Genomic DNA, 19,723 nt, shown 5'->3' with positions numbered 1-19,723 from the left:
GAGGATTAGTAAATGGCTAGTTTATCACTGAAAAACATCGTCAAGAGATATCCTAACGGATTTGAAGCAGTTAAAGATTTTAATCTGGATATTGCTGATAAGGAATTTGTCATTTTCGTAGGACCATCCGGATGTGGTAAGTCCACAACCCTTCGTATGATTGCAGGTCTGGAAGACATTTCTTCCGGTGAACTTTACATTGATGGAAAATTAATGAATGATGTAGAGCCGAAGGACAGAGATATCGCAATGGTATTCCAGAACTACGCTTTGTATCCTCATATGACCGTATTCGATAACATGGCGTTTGGCCTGAAACTGAGAAAAACTCCAAAGGACGAGATTGATAAGCTGGTTCATGAAGCTGCAAGAATCCTTGATCTTGAGCATTTATTAGACCGTAAGCCAAAGGCTTTATCCGGTGGACAAAGACAGCGTGTTGCAATGGGACGTGCTATTGTGCGTGATCCAAAGGTATTCTTAATGGATGAGCCGTTATCCAACCTTGATGCGAAACTGAGAGGCCAGATGCGTATTGAGATCTCCAAGCTTCATCAGAGACTCCAGGCAACCATCGTCTACGTAACCCATGACCAGACAGAGGCCATGACCCTTGGTACCAGAATCGTAGTAATGAAGGATGGCGTTATCCAGCAGGTTGACTCTCCTCAGAACTTATACGATAGGCCAGGTAACAAATTCGTTGCCGGATTTATCGGAGCTCCCCAGATGAACCTGATCGATGCTACCGTAGCGAAGAAAGGAACCGATGTTACTTTAACATTCGGCGGAAATACCATCGCCCTTCCGGAAGTAAAAGCGAAAAAGTTAGAGGATGCCGGTTATATCGGAAAGACTGTTGCTTTAGGCATTCGTCCGGAAGATTTACATGATGAGGAAGCTTTCCTCACATCTTCTCCTTCAAGTGTCATTAACGCTACCATCAGAGTTTACGAGCTGTTAGGTGCTGAAGTTTACTTATACTTTGATGTGGAAGATGTAAACTTTACCGCAAGAGTAAATCCTCGTACAACAGCAAGACCTGGCGATACAATTAAGCTGGCTCTTGACTTAACAAAGATCCATGTATTCGATAAAGACACAGAAATCGTTGTTTTAAACTAAGTTTTATGAAATTTTAAGCAAGCGGTCCTTCTACCCGCTTGCTTTTTTTTTCTTTTTGCATTAATATATAATAAGGTAAATTTACGAAAAAGGAGAATATGCCATGATTTCGAATCAAATACTTCAAACAACTATTGAAGGATTAAAAGGGATTACGAGAATTGATCTGTGTATTTGTGATACAGAAGGAAAGGTACTGGCAACCACATTTCCTGATGCAGAAGATTATGAAAGTTCAATCCTGGCGTTCGTGGATTCTCCGGCCGACAGCCAGGTGATCCAGGGATATCAGTTTTTCAAAGTGTTAGATGAGCACCAACTGGAATACATTCTTCTCGCAAGAGGAGGAAGCGATGATGTTTATATGGTGGGCAAACTGGCCGCTTTCCAGATCCAGAGCCTGCTGGTTGCGTATAAAGAGAGATTTGACAAGGATAATTTCATTAAGAACTTATTGCTTGATAATCTGCTTTTGGTGGATATCTACAATCGGGCGAAGAAGCTCCACATTGAGACAAACATCAAGAGAGTCGTATTCATCATTGAAACCCAGCATGAAAAAGATGTGAATGCATTGGAAACAGTGCGCAATTTGTTTGCCGCAAAGACTAAAGATTTCGTTACCGCCGTTGATGAGAAGAATATCATTCTTGTGAAAGAGGTAAAGGAAGGCGAGACTTACGAGGATTTAGAAAAGACTGCCAATACTGTTTTGGACATGCTCAATACCGAGGCTATGACTCAGGTCCATGTGGCCTTTGGTACCATAGTAAGTGAGATCAAAGAGGTTTCCAGATCTTATAAGGAAGCCAAAATGGCCATGGATGTGGGCAAGATTTTCTACAGCAATAAGAATGTGGTTGCCTATAGCAAACTGGGAATCGGACGTCTGATTTATCAGCTTCCCCTGCCCTTATGCCGTATGTTCATCAAAGAAATCTTCGACGGAAAGTCTCCTGATGATTTTGATGATGAAACTCTGTCAACCATTAATAAATTCTTTGAGAACAGCTTAAACGTGTCAGAGACCTCCAGACAGCTTTATATTCACAGAAACACCCTTGTTTACCGTCTGGACAAGCTCCAGAAGAGCACCGGCCTGGATCTGCGTGTATTTGAAGACGCCATCACCTTTAAGATCGCCCTGATGGTAGTAAAATACATGAAATATATGGAGAATCAGGACTATTAACGCTGGCAATGAGCAGTGGGAAAAGAGGCAGTAAGGTGGCTGTGTTGTGCTTGCACAAAAGCAGCCATCTTGCTGACTGTTTTCATTGGGCAAAGCCCGTAAACCGAGATGGAGCAAAGCGCAATCGGGGTTTCACTGCGGAACCGGGGGAACAAAAACAAAATCCCTTCTTTTCTCCATTTCCACCCAAAAGCAAAAGTAATCAAAGCACAAAAATTTAGAGGACTGAAATGATTGAACTATGGAATGTAAGCAAAACATATGAAGCCGGAAACAAGGCGCTGCGCAATGTCAGCATGACCATTGAGGATGGGGAATTCGTGTTCATCATTGGCCGCAGCGGTTCGGGCAAATCCACCCTTTTAAAAATGCTGTTAAAGGAAGTGGAGCCTACCTCCGGTAAAATTATTGTGAATGATATGAATTTAAGCAAGATGCCCAGAACATTCATTCCCAAATACCGGCGGAAGCTTGGAATGGTTTTCCAGGATTTCCGTCTGTTAAAGGATCGTAGTGTCTACGAAAATGTAGCCTTTGCACAGCGGGTGATCGGCGCATCCACAAGGAACATAAGAGAGTCGGTTCCCGCCATGCTAAAGATGGTGGGACTTTCTTCAAAATACAAGTTTTTTCCTCAGCAGTTATCCGGCGGAGAGCAGCAGCGGGTTGCAATTGCCAGGGCTTTGATTAACCGTCCGGAGATTCTGTTGGCGGATGAGCCTACCGGAAACTTAGATGGGTACAACTCCATGGAGATCATGAAGCTCTTAAATGAGGTCAATAGGCTGGGAACAACGGTGATCGTTGTCACCCACAGCCAGGAGATTGTGGACCGGATGAAAAAACGGGTGATTGTGATGGATCGTGGAACCATCATAAGCGACGAGAAAAAAGGCGGTTATACATATGAGAATTAGTACGTTTTGGTATTGCCTGAAGCAAGGTGTAAATAATATATGCAGGAACATTTTGTTTTCCCTGGCTTCCATTGCAACGATTTCCGCCTGTATTTTTTTGTTCTGCCTGTTTTTTTCCATTGTTATCAACGTACAGTATGTGATTAAGAATACGGAAAGCACGGTGGGGATCACGGTGTTTTTTAATGAAGGGCTGGATACCAACAAAATCAAGGAAATCGGCAATAAGATCAAAGCCAGAGATGATGTAAAGGAAGCGACCTTCACTTCAGCGGAGGACGCATGGGCGGAAGCGAAACAGGAATACTTCGGCGACATGCAGGATCTTGCGGAAGGGTTTGAGGAGGACAATCCCCTGGCAAATTCAGCCTCTTATACCATATTTTTAAATGATCTGGTGGATCAGGATCAGGTTGTGGACTGGCTAAAGAGCATTGACGGTGTCAGGAAGGTCAATTATTCCAAGACAGCGGCAGAAGGAATGAACAGCTTAAGCAAGGTGATCGGTGTTCTTTCCATGCTGATCATCGGTGTTTTATTGGCTGTGGCCATATTCCTGATCAGCAATACCATTTCCGTGGCGGCGGCCTTTAGGAAGAATGAAAACCAGATCATGAAATTAATTGGAGCCACCAACTATATGATCCGGGCACCCTTTGTGGTGGAAGGAATCATCATCGGACTGGTAGGAGCCTCCATCCCTCTTATTGCCATTTATTTTCTGTACCGGTCTACGGTTGAATATGTGATCACGAAGTTCAGTATCTTATCAGGGCTGTTTCAGTTCCTTCCGGTGGAAGCCATATTCCCCTATATGGCGGGAACGGCGCTGGCTCTTGGCGTGGGAATCGGATTTTTTGTAAGCTTCTTTACAATCCGGAAGCACTTGAAAGTATAAGGGAAGAAGTCTGTCAAGACTTAAAATATCCTGTTTTTGACTGAGGGGAATATACCGGCAGCATTGCTGCATATGATAGAAAAATGCCGGGGAGCAATATCCGGTACAGGAAAAATTCTAAGCTTTCCAGTTAGGGAAAAACACATCAGGGCTGATCAGAAAGCATTTCTGAGCTGAAAAATCATTTCTGCCCGGAACGCCGGCATAAATCTATGGCGGCGGGAAACATGGCAGAAAGAAGAAAAGCACGGAAAGCGGTGAAGCAGGCCGGAAAAACGTATAATACGGTTGCTATGGGGAATATTAATCGTATACGGTTCTGTCCTCTGTCAGGCAGGAACGATTCAGACGCCTCCCAGTTCCCTTTTCCGGGAATCGCATCCACACCTACATACAGTTATTCTGCCGGCATATTTCATGATTCCTCGTGTAGGAGGTGTTTTTGCCGTTTATATGCACTGCTCCCGGCTTTCGGTATGAGGCTGGAAGTGTGGCAGGGGCAGGTAATTGCAAATGTGGGTTATACCGTATATTCCACAGTGCCGTATCTTCATTTTGAGATCAGGAAAGACGGCAGCCAGGAAAACCGGTGAAATACGCAAGCCCATAAAGAGCTAGATAGGAGAATAACAGTGGAAAGTAAGAATAAATTTTGGAAAGGCGCCCTAGTCGGGGCGCTTCTGACCACATTGGCAGGTCTTGTTATTGTGGGGATGTCTTTGGGGATCTTTCTGATCGGCAGAGCAGCCATTGACGGAAAAGGTCAGGCAGCAGAATCCGCCCAGGCAGAGAACCAGGAAGGCAACCTGGACATGAACCGGATCGTGAATAAAATCCAGACGATCCAGAGCGTGATTGATAAGTACTATCTCTTTGATGAGAATATGAAAAACGTGGAAGACTGGATCTATAAGGGAATGCTGTATGGATTAGAGGACCCTTATACGGTTTACTATACAGCAGACGAGTATGAGAAGCTGATGGAGGATACGGCCGGAGAATATTGCGGAATCGGAGTCATGGTCAGCCAGAGTGCTGCCACTGGAATCATTACGGTGACAAAGGTCTTTGAAGGAACGCCTGGGGCTGAGGCTGGAATACTGCCCGGTGACATGATCTACAAGGTGGGCGATGAAGAAGTGACAGGCATGGATTTAGAACTGGTGGTAAAGGACCACATCAAGGGAGCGGAAGGAACGCCGGTAACGGTCACAGTCCTTCGTCCGGATACAGGGGCCTACATTGATGTGACCATGGAGCGGCGCCAGATTACGGTTCCTACTGTAGAACATGAGATGCTGGCAGACCATATCGGATATATATCGGTCAGCCAGTTTGATGGGGTTACGGCGGGCCAGTTTAAAAGTGCCATTGATGATCTGGAAAAACAGGGCATGGAAAAGATGATCGTGGATTTGAGAAATAATCCAGGCGGAGTTGTGGATGCGGTGGTTTCCATGCTGGATTACATTCTTCCCGACGATCTGGTGATTGAAGGAGATCCTAATCTGGTAAAGACCAAGAAGAATAAAACACTTCTTGTTTATATGGCGGATAAGAATGGAGAAGGGGAGCAGTATTACGCTTCTGACGGCCATAAAGTAGACGTACCCATCGCTGTTTTAGTCAACGGCCAGTCTGCCAGTGCTTCTGAAGTATTTTCCGGAGCGCTTAAGGCTTATGACAGGGCCAAACTGGTGGGAACAAAAACCTTTGGAAAGGGAATCGTCCAGACGCTGTTTCCTCTTGATCATGGTACTGCCATTAAGATGACGGTTGCCCATTACTATACGCCAAGCGGTTTCGACCTTCATGGAAAGGGCCTGGAACCGGATGTTGCAGTTGATTTAAAAGAGGAATTAAAAACCAAGATCAAAATAGAGCATAGTGAAGACAACCAGCTTGGGGAAGCTATAAAAGCATTGAATGAAAACCGTTAGGTTGTAATCAGAATATAAATCAGATCGCAAAAAGGAAGAAGCCTTCCAGGGCCGGTATATTTAACTGCTGGCTCTGGAGGGCTTTTTCATTCAGAATGCCTTTTTACTTAGAAGGTTTCTGCAATTAAAACGCTTGGTTACCTGGAGCACTTTTTCCATCAGCATGTTTCCAGAAGGCTGATAAACCGGCGGCATGCTTCTTCGCTGGTAGCCCAGGAGGTGACCAGGCGGATGGCGGTATGGCTGTCATCCATCCGTTCCTGAACAGAGAAAAGAAAGTCCTTTTCCAGCTTTGAGATCACCTGGTCCGGAAATATGGGGAAAAGCTGGTTTGTCATGGAACCGGAGTAAAAGGAATATCCGCATTTTTCAATCCCTTTTCTCAGAATGGCAGACATTTCGTTTGCGTGAGAGGCCAGATCATAGAAGAGATTGTTGGAAAACAGTTCTTCAAACTGGATGCCCAGCAGCCAGCCCTTTGCCAGCATGGCTCCCCGCTGTTTTACCATAAACCGGAAGTCCGGCTTTAAATCCTGGTGGCAGATCACAAGAGCTTCTCCAAACAGGGCTCCTCCCTTTGTTCCGCCGATATAAAATACATCAGTGAGCCTTGCAATATCTTCTAATGTTAAATCATTCACAGAGCTTGTAAGCGCAGACCCAAGGCGGGCTCCATCCAGAAACAGGTACAGCCCTTTCTGGCGGCAGATGTGGTGAAGGGCTTCCAGCTCCTTTTTGGTATATTGGGTGCCGATCTCCGTGGAGTTGGAAATATAGACCATTTTCGGCTGTACCATGTGTTCATCGGTATGTAGGTCCAGAGCTTTCTGGATGTGGGCAGGAGTCAGCTTTCCATCCCCGCATGGCATGGCCAGGACCTTATGCCCGGTGGCTTCAATGGCTCCCGTCTCATGGACGTTTATATGACCCTTGTCCGTGGAGATGACTGCCTGCCAGGGGCGCAGGGCAGTGCCGATGGTGATCAGATTGGTCTGGGTGCCGCCCACTATGAAATGGACGTCTGCATCCTCCCGGCCGATTTCCTTTCTGATTAGGGTGCAGGCATTGGTGCAATGGTCATCCTGCCCGTATCCAGTCTTCTGAATTAAGTTGGCATTGATTATGGCTTCTAAAATTCTTGGATGTGCGCCTTCGCTGTAGTCATTATTAAAGCTGTACATAAAAATCCTCCTGCTGTTTCATAGTATGGATTATCCGAACCTGCAACGCAAGTGAGGATAAAAGGGGCGTTCTTTGCCCCGTCCATCTGATTATGGAAAGTGTTCCTTACTTTCGATAATAATATAACTTATCTGAACTTGCAATGCAAGTGAAGATAAAAGGGCTGCTTTTCAGCCCGTCCATCCGATTATGGAAAGTGCTCCTTACTTTCGATAATATAAGATGTATGATATACTAAAAGAAGGAGAATTTCAATACTAAAAGAACAGGAGAAGAACAGATGTTCCCTGTTTTGCTATACTTTTTTATTGCCATATGCTATAATTGACAGTAACTGACTTTGTAATTCCCGCAAAGGTGACGAGCCAAGTGGATATGCTTGCATGTCTAATTGACTGCTGCCTGCGGAAAAGGATTTGGAGGTAAATAATCATGGACTTTATATTGCATTCAGAATATGCCCCTACCGGTGACCAGCCCCAGGCCATTGACCAGCTTGTGAAGGGATTCCAGGAGGGCAATCAATTCCAGACGTTGCTGGGAGTTACAGGCTCTGGAAAGACCTTTACCATGGCAAATGTGATCCATAAGCTGCAGAGACCCACTCTCATCATCGCCCATAATAAGACGCTTGCTGCCCAGCTTTACAGCGAGTTCAAGGAGTTCTTTCCGGAAAATGCGGTGGAGTATTTTGTTTCCTATTATGATTATTACCAGCCTGAGGCTTACGTGCCCTCCACGGACACGTATATTGAAAAGGATTCGGCCATTAACGATGAGATTGACAAGCTCCGGCATTCGGCCACGGCAGCTCTTTCGGAGCGGAAGGATGTGATCATCGTGGCATCGGTTTCCTGTATTTACGGCTTGGGAAGCCCTATCGATTATAAGGAAATGGTTATTTCCTTAAGGCCCGGCATGATAAAGGACCGGGATGAGGTGGTCCATAAGCTGATTGATATCCAGTATGACCGGAATGATATGGATTTCAGGCGGGGAACCTTCCGGGTAAGAGGAGATGTGGTGGAGGTATTCCCTGCTTATTCAGGAAGTGAGGCTTACCGGATCGAATTTTTCGGAGATGAAGTGGAGCGTGTCACGGAGATCGATACCCTTACCGGGGAGATACGGGCGGAGTTAGGGCATGTGGCCATATTCCCGGCCTCCCATTACGTCGTATCCAGGGATAAGATGGAGCTGGCCGCACAGACCATCCTGGAGGAATTAAAGGAGCAGGTGGCATATTTTAAGAGCGAGGACAAGCTGTTGGAGGCCCAGAGGGTTTCGGAGCGGACGAATTTCGATGTGGAAATGATGAAGGAAACCGGTTTTTGTTCCGGAATTGAGAACTATTCCAGGCATTTGACCGGCAGCCAGGCAGGAGAGCCGCCTTATACCCTGATCGATTATTTCGACGATGACTTCCTGATCATTGTGGATGAGTCCCACATCACCCTGCCTCAGGTGCGGGGGATGTTTGCAGGAGACCGTTCCAGAAAGACCACCCTTGTGAATTTTGGCTTCCGCCTTCCCTCTGCCCTTGATAACCGTCCCTTGAATTTTGAGGAATTTGAGTCCAAGATTAATCAGATGATGTTTGTTTCCGCCACCCCTTCCGTTTATGAGGCGGAGCATGAGCTGTTAAGAGTGGAGCAGATCATCCGGCCTACCGGGCTTCTTGACCCTGAAATCGATGTAAGGCCGGTGGAGGGGCAGATCGACGACCTGGTTTCCGAGGTAAATAAGGAAGTGGAGAAGAAAAACAAGGTGCTGATTACCACCCTGACCAAGCGGATGGCGGAGGATCTGACCGATTATATGAGAGAGGTGGGGATCCGGATAAAGTACCTTCACTCTGATATCGATACTCTGGAGCGTTCCGAAATCATCCGGGACATGCGTCTTGATGTATTTGATGTGCTAGTGGGGATCAACCTGCTGCGGGAGGGTCTTGATATCCCGGAGATCACCCTGGTGGCTATTTTGGATGCGGATAAGGAAGGCTTTCTCCGCTCAGAGACCTCTCTGATCCAGACCGTAGGAAGGGCTGCCAGAAACTCCGAGGGCCATGTGATCATGTATGCCGACCGTGTGACGAAGTCCATGAATGTGGCCATTGAAGAGACCAACCGGAGAAGGGAGATCCAGCAGCGCTATAATGAAGAGCATGGAATCACACCAACCACCATCAAAAAGTCGGTCCGCGACCTGATTGCCATCTCAAAGGCAGCCATTGAGGGGGAGAAGGACTTTAAGAAGGATCCGGAATCAATGGATGCAAAGGAATTGGGGAAGCTTGCAAAAGAGCTTACAAAGAAGATGCACCAGGCAGCAGCGGAGCTGAATTTCGAGGAGGCTGCCAAGCTACGTGACCGGATGGTTCAGATTAAGAAAATGCTTCAGGATATGGACGATTGAGGAATCAAAAAATACGTAAGACCTGCCGGTTTTTTATGGCATGACCGGACTAATGAGAATGTTTCCCGTAAGGGATAATTGGTATTGACAATGATTCTCAATAAGAGTAAAATCTCAATGGATGCATTTAAGGCAGGAGCCTTGGAACGCCGCCGGTGGAAGCGGCTGCATCTGGAGGAGAATATTATGAAGCTGCATGAAGGAGAAATCGGAAAAACCTACATCGTTTACAGCGTGATGGTTAAAGATACCATCACCAGGCGCCTGGAAGCTCTTGGAGTTAATGAGCTGACTCCTGTTATCCTGATGAATAAAAAGGGAAGCGGTACTGTGATCATCAAGGTCAGAGGCACCCGCCTTGCCCTTGGAAGAAGGATATCGGAAGGAATCGAAATCAGGGAGGCTGTGGAACATGAGTGAAGAAAACAGAATAATTCGTGTGGGCTTTGTGGGAAATCCCAACTGCGGAAAAACGACTTTATTCAATGCGTTTACAGGTGCAAAGCTTAAAGTGGCCAACTGGCCCGGCGTTACTGTGGAGAGAGTGGAAGGTGAGACCAGCTACAAGGGCCGTCCTATCCGGGTCATTGATACACCCGGAATTTACAGTCTGGCCTGCTATACTCTGGAAGAAAAAGTAACAAGGAAATGCCTGGAAAGCGGGGAAGTGGATGTGATCATCAATGTGGTGGACGCCTCATCCCTGGAACGGAATCTGTATTTGACCCTTCAGCTTCTGGAACTTAAAAAGCCTGTCATCCTGGCTCTTAATATGATGGACATTGTTGAGGACAGGGGAATGGAGATTGATTTACACCGCCTTCCTGAGATGCTGGGATCCATTCCAGTGGTTCCGGTTTCCGCAAGAAAACGGACCGGGCTTGATGTGCTGCTTCATGCGGTGGTTCACCATTATGAAGAAGGTCCTCAAGGCGTGGTCGTAAATTATACGCCTAAAATTGAGAATAAAATTTCCAAGATAGAGACCATACTAAAAGCCCATTACGGGAACATGGATAATTTAAGGTGGCATGCTATCAAGTTTTTGGAATATGATGAGGAGGTCTGGGATGAATATCCCTTAGATATGAGCAACATTGTTGACCATAACTATGAGAGGGAAATCATCAACCAGAAATATGACTATATAGAAGGAATCATCCGGGAATGCCTGGTGAACAAGGAACAGAAAGCAGCATTTACGGACAAAATTGATGAATATCTGACCCATCCTTTTTTAGGAGTGCCCTTTTTCTTAGGCATCATGGCATTGGTGTTCTTTTTGACTTTTACTGTGGGCGATTTTCTAAAGGGGTATTTTGAAATTGCTTTGGGACTGATTTCCGTCTACATGCAGCAGTTTATGGAAGGCATCCACGCTTCTGCCTGGATCACTTCTCTGGTGGTGGACGGAATAATAGCCGGAGTGGGGGGAATCCTCACGTTTCTGCCCAATATCTTTATCCTGTTTCTTGCTCTGGCGTTTCTGGAAGACAGCGGATATATGGCAAGGGTCGCTTATGTCATGAATGAGATCATGGGCCGGGTGGGACTTTCCGGAAAGGCCTTCCTTCCCATGCTTCTGGGATTTGGCTGTACCGTTCCTGCGATTATGGCTGCCAGGGCCCTTCCCAGTGAAAAGGACAGGAAAAGGACCATTTTAATTACGCCCTTTATGTCCTGCTCTGCCAGACTCCCTATTTACGTGCTGTTTTCTCAGATGTTTTTCCCGGAACATGCCTTGATGGTGGCTTACTCCCTGTATCTCATCGGCTTGATGGTGGCGATCACCATCGCTTATGTGACTCACCTTATGGCAAAGGCGGAGGAAGAGGATACCCTTCTTATTGAGCTTCCCGAATATAAGACGCCAAACGGGAGGACGGTAGCTATTTATGTATGGGACAAAGTAAAGGATTATTTAGGCAAGGCAGGAACCACCATTTTTCTTGCAACCATTGTCCTTTGGTTTGTCTTAAACAGCGGGTCTTCGGGATTTGTCACGGATGTCTCACAAAGCTTTGCTGCTGCCATCGGACGAGTATTGATTCCCGTGCTCCGTCCTGCCGGTCTTGGGGACTGGAGGATCGCAGTGGCTCTGATTTCCGGGCTTTCTGCAAAAGAAGTGGTGGTTTCCAGCTTTTCAGTCCTGTTTGGAATCAACAATATTAATTCCGCGGCGGGAATGGGAGAGCTGTCCAAAATTCTTGGAAGCTTTGGCTTTGGAGGCGTGAATGCTTATGCCCTGATGATTTTCTGCCTCCTGTATTCCCCTTGTATTGCTGCTGTGGCAACGATTAAAAGGGAAACGGGTTCATTAAGATGGACGGTTGGCATGGTGTTTTTTCAACTTGCAGTGGCCTGGGTGGCTTCTGTACTTGTATTTCAGATTGGAAGCCTGATTTTTTAAACTTCATATTTTAGAGGAATAAGCCTATGAATGATAAGCTGCTTGTGGAGACTGCGGTTCTGGCAGGTGAGATCATGCTGGTGAGCGGTGCGGAGATTTACCGGGTGGAAAATACCATTGACCACATTTTACGAAAGGCGGGCAGGGACACTGCGGAAGCCATTGTTTTTTCCACAGGGATTTTTGCGTCCCTTAATGATCCCTCCATTGAGGCCATAACCGTAGCCAGAAGGGTTACAGGCAGAGCTACCAACTTAAACAGGGTGTATCTGGTCAATGATGTTTCCAGAAGCTTATGCGAGGACCGTATGACGGTGGAGGAGGCTTATGGAAGGCTGAAGGAGATACGGAATGCAGTTCAGTACGGAAAAAGACTGAAGGATATTGGTGTCATGGGCGTGGCGGTATTCTTTACTCTGCTTTTAGGCGGAAGATGGAGAGACTGTCTGGCGGCGGCTGTGACCGGAATTTTCTTAGCAGTGGCAATGGAGATTTCCGTAAGGATCAGGCTGAATGATTTCTGCATCAACGGAGTCTGTGCATTTTTAATTGCCGTTTCCACCCTTTTTATGGAACGGTGGTTTATGCCGGGAATCAAAAGTGATATCATCATCATTGGTGCAATCATGCCCCTGCTTCCCGGTGTCATATTTACAACGGCCATCCGGGATACTTTAAACGGAGATTATGCCTCAGGAACTGCCAGGATCATGGAAGCAGTAGTGATTGCTCTTGCAGTTGCCGCAGGGGTGGGAGCCGGCATGGGCTTATTTCAGTGGTTGGCAGGAGGCGGGCTTTCATGGTAGTACAGACGATTGGGGCATTTCTGGCTGTGATCAGTTTTTCTCTGATCCTGGAGCTTCCAAAGAAGTACGTGGCTCTGGCGGGAGGAATCGGCGCGGCCGGCTGGCTTGTCTACCTTTTGGTAGAAGCCGCGGCTGGGTCTGTCATAGCCGCGGCCTTTTTATCCAGTCTGCTGGTGGCTTTGTCTAGCCATATTTTTGCACGGATTTTTAAATCACCGGTTACTGTGTTTCTGGTGGCAGGCATCCTGCCGTCGGTTCCGGGAACATCCATTTATAGGAGCGTGTCCTATGTCATCAGCAATAACCCGGAGCTTTCCAGCCATTATCTGGTGGAGACGCTTCAGATTTCTGGCGCCATAGCAATGGCAATTTTTATTATGGATTCTTTGTTCCGATTGGGGCAGAAGAGGTAAATGAAATGGTCAGCTTATTGCTGTTCTTAGAATAGAAATAGATGTGATTGGACAGACGGTCTTCTTCCGGGACTTCTTCCTGGTTAATGGAGAAAACGGTTTCCGCCAATTCGTCAAGGGAAATATCTTTGCTGTATGGAATGATAAGGGCTTCGTGAATGCTGGAGGGCAGTATGATCAAATCGCTGCCGCTGCATGATGCGAAGTCTTTTAATATGTCCTCATAAAGCAGGCACCCGGCCCCGTTGATCCCGGAGGAGTTGGACAGTACGTACATGGAGGGAGACAGAGGGGCAGTATCAAAAAATTCTTCCAAGGCATCTTCGTTTATTCCATTTTCAGAGGAACTTTTTGCAATATCTTTTATGGCTTCGGGAAGAGAACGGATCCGGGCAGGGAAAAGGCGCGGAGTATTTGATTTGGCCGCCAGGTATATTTCTTCCGTGGAACGGTTCCATACCTTTTGATGGCGGTTGTAGATGAGAGCGGTAAGAAAACTGTCTTCGCCGTTTTGTAATGACAGGTAGAATATAATGGAAAGATCCAGTTCCGGATAAGAGATGTGAGGGACTTCCTTTAGAAGTTCCCGGTTGGCCGGTTCGTTAATAAGGCGGAAGATGATTTTTTCCATGATCTGATCCGGTGATAAGAATTCTTCAATGGGAAGGTCACCTGGCAGGGGGCTGTTTTGGTAAAGGGCCACGATGTCATCAAGGATGGCATGAAAAGGCCTGCCATTTTGGTATGATTCATAGAAATGGTTTAAATAGATGGTGGGGGCAGCCCGCTCATCCGCTTTTCCAATGCAAAGTCCATGGAGAATAAGCCCGTTGTTCTTTGTGATGGGCTGGAGCACCAGGGTGAATTCCGGTCCCAACCGTTCTTTCAGGGAAAATTTGACAGTTTCCAGAAATGTTTCGTATACCATATGTATACCTCCTTAGATTTGTTTATGTAAACTGCTTGAGGCAGAGTTACAACAAGAATAGAATTGGGGAATTAATGAATGAGTGTTGGAAAATGAGAATTGCCGGATTTTAGGCTCTTTTATTATAATGTAGATGGCGGTAAAAGACAATATAATTTTTTACGTTCAGCAGTAAAGGTTGAGGCAAAAGTAAAAGGTGATAAAATAATAGCTTCTGTGTACATTGATACAGATTCTGTGGACAGATTTAGTAAATCAGGAAAGCATGAAATTAGGATTGATTCTGAAGTTTTTGTGTAGCCATTTGTAAGAAGAGGGATATAACAAGGGATTACCCTTATCAGAAAGAAAAGTCTGGATGGATTTTTCAATCGGACAGTGTTATACTACGGTTAGCGAATCTTTCAGCGTTATTTATATTATACTCACCATATATATTAATTAAACAAATAATTTGAGGGGGTGGAATATGGGGACAACCGGAAATTTGAAGGATATAATAAGCAGACAAAAAGAAGCTTTGATGCAGCTTGAAGCTGAATATCATGCAATTGAGAATAGTGATACAGCACGAGAAAATGCCGAATTAAAGGCAGAGCTGGAAAAGCTGCGAACAGATTATGAAAAAGCAAGGAGTAACATATCAGCACTTGCGGATGAGAATGCGGGACTTAAAAATGCGTTATACGAGCAAATTTACAATGAAAAAATTAAAATTGTGAACGCCACCGCGCAAAAACTTGATATATACTTTAAGTCAAACATTGAGGGAGAACAAAACAGGCTCACAGTTCTTGAAAACGGTGTTAAGTCAAGAATAGACGATATTACAGCGACTTTGCGGCGGTATAACATACATACAAAGGATGAAATTTATGCAAGACTTGGGGAATTAACTGCACTGCTTAACGAAAAGGTGACAATTGCGCGGGCAAACGCCGCTCATATACACGGGGCATTCTCTGACGCTGAGAAGGAGGAGCTTGAAGCACTTAAGAGGGAACAAGTTACAGATGAACAAGTGCGTTCCGTTGCAAAGAAGAATAATTTTGAAAGGTTTGTAGGGCTGAATTTACTTAACGCCATTGGAATATTCCTTATAATCATAGGCGTTATCACTGCAGCGCGGTACACATACGTCCAATTACCCCTTATGTTAAAAGGTATTATGATGTTCTTATTTGGCGCGGCAATGCTGATCGCCGGCGAATTAATGAACAAAAATAAGCCAAATATTTTCTCCCTCGGCATCACGGCCGGAGGCGTTGGTGTTTTGTATGTTGCGTTGACGACAAGCTATTTTGGGTTAAAAATTCTTGATATGTACCCTGCAATTGCAGTATGTATATTGATCACAGCAGTAGCGTTTGTCCTGTCAAACCGCTACAATTCACAAATAATTATGTCTTTTGCGCTTATCGGCGGATATCTGCCAATGTTCTCTATCGGCTCGGTTGTTGCAATTATTTACGGTGCTATGATATATTTTGTAGCTCTGAATTTACTTGCCCTTATGGTATCCTTTAGCAGGAAATGGCATGTGCCATCCTACATAGGACTGATTTTAAACATTTTTGGCACTGTATACATTTGTTGCAATTTTGGATATAACCCCACCATCATAGAAAAAACCATAGTAATTTTATATGTTCTGTTTGCTTTCCTAATTTACACACTTATACCAATCGTCAGCACATACCGCACAAAAGCGAAGTTTAGAAAATCTGATGTTGTGCTGCTTGCAATAAACACATTTTTCAGCAGCTTGATTATGTACGGTGTGTTTTATATGTTCGAGTTAGAAGATTTCAACGGTGCGCTTGCTATCGCCTTTGCCTTGATTTATTTGTTCCTCGGCAAACTTATTGAGAATAAATTCACAGATGAAGAACGCAATACAAAAGCGATGTTTTATTTGACGGGACTTGCATTTGTAGTGCTTATTATACCGCTTCAATTTGGGCGGGCTTGGCTATCCCTCGGGTGGCTTGCAGAGGGTGTTGCGCTCACAACTTATGGAGTTTTAAACAACGAGAAAATCTTCAAGCGTACTGGTCTTATTATAAGCGGATTGTGTTTGTCGGCATTTTTGCTGATTGACTGCTTATGGGTAATCGATTATCTGTTTGCATATAAATATCTTGCAATGACACTTGGCAGCTTGATTATTTTGGGCACATACATGTACAAAAGGATGATGGCAGGTGGATTTATAAAAATCTACAAGTACTTCGCTCTTATAAATATTTGGTTTTATACGCTATACATCATTGGAAAATTGAGAACTATGCTTATTTATAGGGAGGGTGGGGCATACAGCATTGATTACTTAATTGCCGCAGCCGCAATTGTCATCACATTTTTGATTGCTTACGCCTTGCCGCGAATAAAGATTTTGTTTGACTTAGGTATTAAAATAATATCAATAATTCTATATATAATAGGCATCCTTGGGTTGCTTACGATTAATGCCGTGGACAGTCCAATCAACCGTTGGTCATCTGCATCGCTTGGTATAATGCTTGTTGGAACGCTGATTCTCGTAGTTGTGGGGCTGATCTCTGTGCTCGCGGTGCGTGATTTGATGAAGCTCATAGTAACAGGGCGAAAACTGAGCATTGAGTGGTACCCATTGATTATTTCCGGATACTTTGTATTAATCTTAACCCAAAATTTAATTACACAATACAACCTGTCCTTTTCAAGTGCCGGGATTAGTATAATCTATGTCCTGACAGCGCTTGCATGGATTGTTTACGGATTTATGAGACGGTATTCGTTTATACGGAGATTTGGCCTCGGTTTGGCTATTTTAGCGGTAATTAAATTATTCTTACTAGACTTGTCCAGCCTAACCCAAGCATACAAAATCGTGTCATATTTCGTGCTTGGAGTGACGTTAGTCGCAATATCGTTTGTATATCAATATTTCAGCAAGCGTTTGGAACTGAAAGAGGAGGTGCCGGTTGATGCTGAAGAGAATAATTAGCACAATATGTTTGCTGTGTTTTTTCAGCACAACAGCATTTGCTCACACAGGGGCGGTTCAAATCAGCGGCGAGAACAAATATAAGGCTATAAGACTTACACCTGAAATTTACAACAACTCAAACAGCGATTTGTCTGACATTTTAATAGAAGACAGTAAAGGGGAAACTGTGCCGTATTTTATTAATACCGGCTTTCAAAAGGTGTATGAGGGCAGGGAAACCTATCCAATGGAGTTAATAAATTCATATACAAAGGATAACAGTTTCTACTTCGATTATGAGCTCACCACCCAACGGGAAAGCGACACCGTTGCAACATCTGTTGAAGTTTCAACCAATAACACTAACTTTGCAAAGATTGTAGACGTTTATGGCAGCTACGACAACTTGCATTGGGAATTTATACAGAATGACAAATTGTATAATATTGATGATAAATCAAAGCTTAGCATTGAGTTTAATAAACCTCAAAAATACACCCACTACCGATTTCAACTGGCAAACAATCTGGAAAAAATCTCGTTTGAAGCTGTGGATTTAGTTTACAGCATTGCAATAAGTGAGAAAAACTATTTTATTGAAAGTCTTACTCCCACATTTAGTATAGAGGAAAAGGATAAAACGACATTTATAAAAATTGAAGGATTAAAGAATTTGCGATTGTGTGATGTAACAATCGAAACAGACAGTATGTTCAAGCGAACGGCAAAGGCACCGCTTACATCGGGTAAAGAGATATACAACTTATCATTGAATGAGACATCATACACAGATACAACACTGCCACTTAATTGGCAGATTTCACAGGAAGACACTTACGTCATTACAATTACCAACAACGATGATAAACCTATTAATATCACGGGCATAACTGTACGCTATTACGCTGACGAGGTGGTTTTTGAGGGGAATGGGAATGAAAGCTATACGCTTGATTTTGGCGCAGATGCTACAAAGACATCTCCAGTATATGATATCACAAAGTACAAGGATGAAATATTAAAAGGTACAATTGACAAAGTCACAATTAGCGCAATTAATTACGACAAAGAAAATGAAAAATCGGCAGAACGGGATTATAAAGTTATCTTTAACATAGTGGTGATAGGAATTACAGTATTATTGGGTGGTTTGATCTTATTCCGCTTAAGACGTATACCGGACTAGTTCTTTTAACAACCTGATTTATCTTCGTCAGGCCACTACAGAATATTGGAAGATACAGTTATCAAAATTTGGTGAGATTATTGCTTATTTAGGATTCTAATATCCTTGGCAGAAAGGTATGAACAGGCTATTTCTGATTAGAAATAAACATTGAAAATATAGCTGAACATATCTCTGCCATTTACAAATGTTGAATATTAAATTCTTCAAGACTTAAGTTCATGAAGAAGGAGCCATAACTCCAATAGACGAAGAATCTATTGGAGCTGTGGCTCCTGTTTCTTTAATTGGTCAAAAGATATTTAAAATTCCGCAGAAGCACAATTGTCGCCTGAAGCAAATGTCATTTTCTTTATGTTCAATTTGTCCTTTAGCAGACTGTAGAAAACCTCAATGAGATTCTCGCAGGTCGCAACTTTTTCAACTACCACCAGACGACACTCCGGATAAGCCTTTGCCAAGGCAGTATCAAATGGTTCGCCAATCATGGTATTTGTTTCTGAACCATCACGGATTCCCTGTGCTTCATAAACTTTTAGGATTTCCGGTAAGATAGGATCTTCCTTCTGCAGGATCAATGCATGATCAAAGTTTTTCAAGTAATCCCAGGCAATACGTTTGATACTATTGCAGGGATACACAAAGCCTGTTCTGCCGTCAACATCACCATCAACCTCAATGGTAAGTAATCCTGTATGACCATGAAGATACTGGGCTTCTCCCTCGTAATTGAGAAAACGATGGGAGTACTGAATGTTTAATTTAGTTATGGATTTCATATATAATACCTCCTTTTATATTTTAAGCACATACTCCTTAGAGTTATGCTTATTTGCTCACTGTTCCCTGTCTGCAAGAAGGGCAGATGTAACTAACCTTTAAATCATAAGAAAAAATTTCTTCTCCAATTTCTTCTTCCAAATTTACTGTCAGATCCTTAAGTACAATATCAGATAATCGTCCACATTGTTTACAGACCAGATGATCATGCCTTATGATGTTTTTGTCATATCTATCTGGACTTCCTTCTATTACAACCTTTCGAATGAGATTATTCTCATAGAGTGTGTTTAAATTATTGTATACAGTTGCTAATACTATTTTTGAGGAAGTCTCCTTCAATTTTAGATAAATCTGTTCAGCAGTAAGGTGATCATCTGATGAATTAATAATATTAAGAATTAGTGTTGAATAGGTAGTCATATCATCACTCCTTTTTAGAATTATTCTAATTATAATACATATGTCCGTTTTAGTCAAGACTAATCTTTAAAAATTATCATTAAGCAAAAACCACGATAGCGCTATAGGAACAAATTGAGGATGCTTGGTTGAAA

Annotated in this window: 18 protein-coding genes; 14 read left to right on the top strand and 4 right to left on the bottom strand. The window is 43.9% G+C overall.

From position 1 onward, the window contains the following. Positions 1 to 12 precede the first annotated feature (12 nt). From ACYVD3_RS27605 to ACYVD3_RS27580, 6 genes are all read left to right on the top strand, one after another. On the top strand, positions 13 to 1,125 hold the full coding sequence (locus tag ACYVD3_RS27605) for an ABC transporter ATP-binding protein (protein ID WP_460645720.1): 1,113 nt from the start codon (positions 13 to 15) through the stop codon (positions 1,123 to 1,125). A gap of 103 nt (positions 1,126 to 1,228) precedes the next feature. Continuing rightward, on the top strand, positions 1,229 to 2,317 hold the full coding sequence (locus ACYVD3_RS27600; RefSeq protein WP_460645719.1) for a PucR family transcriptional regulator: 1,089 nt from the start codon (positions 1,229 to 1,231) through the stop codon (positions 2,315 to 2,317). 230 nt (positions 2,318 to 2,547) lie between these two features. Further along, on the top strand, positions 2,548 to 3,234 hold the full coding sequence (ftsE, locus tag ACYVD3_RS27595; RefSeq protein ID WP_460645718.1) for a cell division ATP-binding protein FtsE: 687 nt from the start codon (positions 2,548 to 2,550) through the stop codon (positions 3,232 to 3,234). Next, positions 3,224 to 4,132 carry a permease-like cell division protein FtsX gene (ftsX, locus tag ACYVD3_RS27590; protein ID WP_460645717.1) on the top strand — a complete coding sequence of 303 codons (909 nt, stop codon included), beginning with the start codon at positions 3,224 to 3,226 and terminating at the stop codon, positions 4,130 to 4,132. Before ftsE ends, ftsX begins: the two co-directional genes overlap by 11 nt. A 227-nt stretch (positions 4,133 to 4,359) precedes the next feature. Beyond that, the gene (locus tag ACYVD3_RS27585; protein WP_460645716.1) at positions 4,360 to 4,725 is read left to right on the top strand and encodes a M23 family metallopeptidase; all 366 of its coding nucleotides are present in this window, start codon (positions 4,360 to 4,362) and stop codon (positions 4,723 to 4,725) included. A gap of 39 nt (positions 4,726 to 4,764) precedes the next feature. Continuing rightward, a complete protein-coding gene (locus tag ACYVD3_RS27580; protein ID WP_460645715.1) occupies positions 4,765 to 6,072 on the top strand; it encodes a S41 family peptidase in 1,308 nt (435 codons plus the stop codon). Positions 6,073 to 6,230: 158 nt separating this feature from the next. Here ACYVD3_RS27580 and ACYVD3_RS27575 read toward each other — a convergent pair whose 3' ends face one another. Then, entirely contained in the window at positions 6,231 to 7,253 is a 1,023-nt protein-coding gene (locus ACYVD3_RS27575; RefSeq protein WP_460645714.1) for a threonine aldolase family protein, read from the bottom strand. Between the two features lie 433 nt (positions 7,254 to 7,686). On the opposite strand from ACYVD3_RS27575, the gene uvrB reads away from it, so the two are divergent. From uvrB to ACYVD3_RS27550, 5 genes are all read left to right on the top strand, one after another. Continuing rightward, positions 7,687 to 9,672 (top strand): excinuclease ABC subunit UvrB, encoded by a 1,986-nt coding sequence (gene uvrB / locus ACYVD3_RS27570; protein ID WP_460645713.1) that lies wholly within the window; start codon positions 7,687 to 7,689, stop codon positions 9,670 to 9,672. A gap of 186 nt (positions 9,673 to 9,858) precedes the next feature. Further along, on the top strand, positions 9,859 to 10,092 hold the full coding sequence (locus ACYVD3_RS27565) for a FeoA family protein (RefSeq protein WP_460645760.1): 234 nt from the start codon (positions 9,859 to 9,861) through the stop codon (positions 10,090 to 10,092). Next, positions 10,085 to 12,082, top strand: coding sequence for a ferrous iron transport protein B (gene feoB / locus ACYVD3_RS27560; RefSeq protein WP_460645712.1), 1,998 nt, complete (start codon positions 10,085 to 10,087; stop codon positions 12,080 to 12,082). Before ACYVD3_RS27565 ends, feoB begins: the two co-directional genes overlap by 8 nt. Positions 12,083 to 12,108: 26 nt before the next feature. Further along, positions 12,109 to 12,888: a threonine/serine exporter family protein gene (locus ACYVD3_RS27555; protein ID WP_460645711.1), complete on the top strand. Its 780-nt coding sequence runs from the start codon at positions 12,109 to 12,111 to the stop codon at positions 12,886 to 12,888. Next, positions 12,882 to 13,301, top strand: coding sequence for a threonine/serine exporter family protein (locus tag ACYVD3_RS27550; RefSeq protein ID WP_460645710.1), 420 nt, complete (start codon positions 12,882 to 12,884; stop codon positions 13,299 to 13,301). The genes ACYVD3_RS27555 and ACYVD3_RS27550 overlap by 7 nt, the downstream gene beginning before the upstream one ends. Here ACYVD3_RS27550 and ACYVD3_RS27545 read toward each other — a convergent pair. Beyond that, positions 13,264 to 14,229, bottom strand: coding sequence for a DUF5688 family protein (locus ACYVD3_RS27545; protein WP_460645709.1), 966 nt, complete (start codon positions 14,227 to 14,229; stop codon positions 13,264 to 13,266). The genes ACYVD3_RS27550 and ACYVD3_RS27545 overlap by 38 nt on opposite strands. Positions 14,230 to 14,328: 99 nt before the next feature. Between ACYVD3_RS27545 and ACYVD3_RS27540 the strand changes: the two genes are divergently transcribed. From ACYVD3_RS27540 to ACYVD3_RS27530, 3 genes are all read left to right on the top strand, one after another. Next, positions 14,329 to 14,529, top strand: coding sequence for a hypothetical protein (locus ACYVD3_RS27540; protein ID WP_460645708.1), 201 nt, complete (start codon positions 14,329 to 14,331; stop codon positions 14,527 to 14,529). 169 nt (positions 14,530 to 14,698) lie between these two features. Next, complete coding sequence (locus ACYVD3_RS27535; RefSeq protein ID WP_460645707.1) at positions 14,699 to 17,218, top strand: DUF2339 domain-containing protein; 2,520 nt, start codon at positions 14,699 to 14,701, stop codon at positions 17,216 to 17,218. Next, entirely contained in the window at positions 17,199 to 18,386 is a 1,188-nt protein-coding gene (locus tag ACYVD3_RS27530) for a hypothetical protein (protein WP_460645706.1), read from the top strand. Before ACYVD3_RS27535 ends, ACYVD3_RS27530 begins: the two co-directional genes overlap by 20 nt. 302 nt (positions 18,387 to 18,688) lie before the next feature. Here ACYVD3_RS27530 and ACYVD3_RS27525 read toward each other — a convergent pair whose 3' ends face one another. Together ACYVD3_RS27525 and ACYVD3_RS27520 are read right to left on the bottom strand one after the other, a co-directional pair. After that, positions 18,689 to 19,165 (bottom strand): 6-pyruvoyl trahydropterin synthase family protein, encoded by a 477-nt coding sequence (locus tag ACYVD3_RS27525; protein WP_460645705.1) that lies wholly within the window; start codon positions 19,163 to 19,165, stop codon positions 18,689 to 18,691. 49 nt (positions 19,166 to 19,214) lie between these two features. Then, positions 19,215 to 19,589, bottom strand: a complete 375-nt coding sequence (locus ACYVD3_RS27520; protein WP_460645704.1) for a Fur family transcriptional regulator — start codon at positions 19,587 to 19,589, stop codon at positions 19,215 to 19,217. Positions 19,590 to 19,723: the final 134 nt, after the last annotated feature.

The sequence above is a fragment of the Lacrimispora brassicae genome, assembly GCF_054772055.1.
Note: the sequence above shows the minus strand (reverse complement) of the source record. Positions and strands in the feature narration are given on the sequence as shown.

Excerpts from the sequence above, each read along its gene's own strand:
- ACYVD3_RS27520 (WP_460645704.1), bottom strand. The coding sequence starts at position 19,589 with ATGACTACCTATTCAACACTAATTCTTAATATTATTAATTCATCAGAT.
- feoB (WP_460645712.1), top strand. The coding sequence starts at position 10,085 with ATGAGTGAAGAAAACAGAATAATTCGTGTGGGCTTTGTGGGAAATCCC.
- ACYVD3_RS27605 (WP_460645720.1), top strand. The coding sequence starts at position 13 with ATGGCTAGTTTATCACTGAAAAACATCGTCAAGAGATATCCTAACGGA.
- ACYVD3_RS27585 (WP_460645716.1), top strand. The coding sequence starts at position 4,360 with ATGGCAGAAAGAAGAAAAGCACGGAAAGCGGTGAAGCAGGCCGGAAAA.
- ACYVD3_RS27575 (WP_460645714.1), bottom strand. The coding sequence starts at position 7,253 with ATGTACAGCTTTAATAATGACTACAGCGAAGGCGCACATCCAAGAATT.
- ACYVD3_RS27525 (WP_460645705.1), bottom strand. The coding sequence starts at position 19,165 with ATGAAATCCATAACTAAATTAAACATTCAGTACTCCCATCGTTTTCTC.
- ACYVD3_RS27535 (WP_460645707.1), top strand. The coding sequence starts at position 14,699 with ATGGGGACAACCGGAAATTTGAAGGATATAATAAGCAGACAAAAAGAA.
- ACYVD3_RS27555 (WP_460645711.1), top strand. The coding sequence starts at position 12,109 with ATGAATGATAAGCTGCTTGTGGAGACTGCGGTTCTGGCAGGTGAGATC.
- ACYVD3_RS27545 (WP_460645709.1), bottom strand. The coding sequence starts at position 14,229 with ATGGTATACGAAACATTTCTGGAAACTGTCAAATTTTCCCTGAAAGAA.
- ACYVD3_RS27565 (WP_460645760.1), top strand. The coding sequence starts at position 9,859 with ATGAAGCTGCATGAAGGAGAAATCGGAAAAACCTACATCGTTTACAGC.
- ftsX (WP_460645717.1), top strand. The coding sequence starts at position 3,224 with ATGAGAATTAGTACGTTTTGGTATTGCCTGAAGCAAGGTGTAAATAAT.
- uvrB (WP_460645713.1), top strand. The coding sequence starts at position 7,687 with ATGGACTTTATATTGCATTCAGAATATGCCCCTACCGGTGACCAGCCC.
- ACYVD3_RS27600 (WP_460645719.1), top strand. The coding sequence starts at position 1,229 with ATGATTTCGAATCAAATACTTCAAACAACTATTGAAGGATTAAAAGGG.
- ACYVD3_RS27530 (WP_460645706.1), top strand. The coding sequence starts at position 17,199 with ATGCTGAAGAGAATAATTAGCACAATATGTTTGCTGTGTTTTTTCAGC.
- ftsE (WP_460645718.1), top strand. The coding sequence starts at position 2,548 with ATGATTGAACTATGGAATGTAAGCAAAACATATGAAGCCGGAAACAAG.
- ACYVD3_RS27550 (WP_460645710.1), top strand. The coding sequence starts at position 12,882 with ATGGTAGTACAGACGATTGGGGCATTTCTGGCTGTGATCAGTTTTTCT.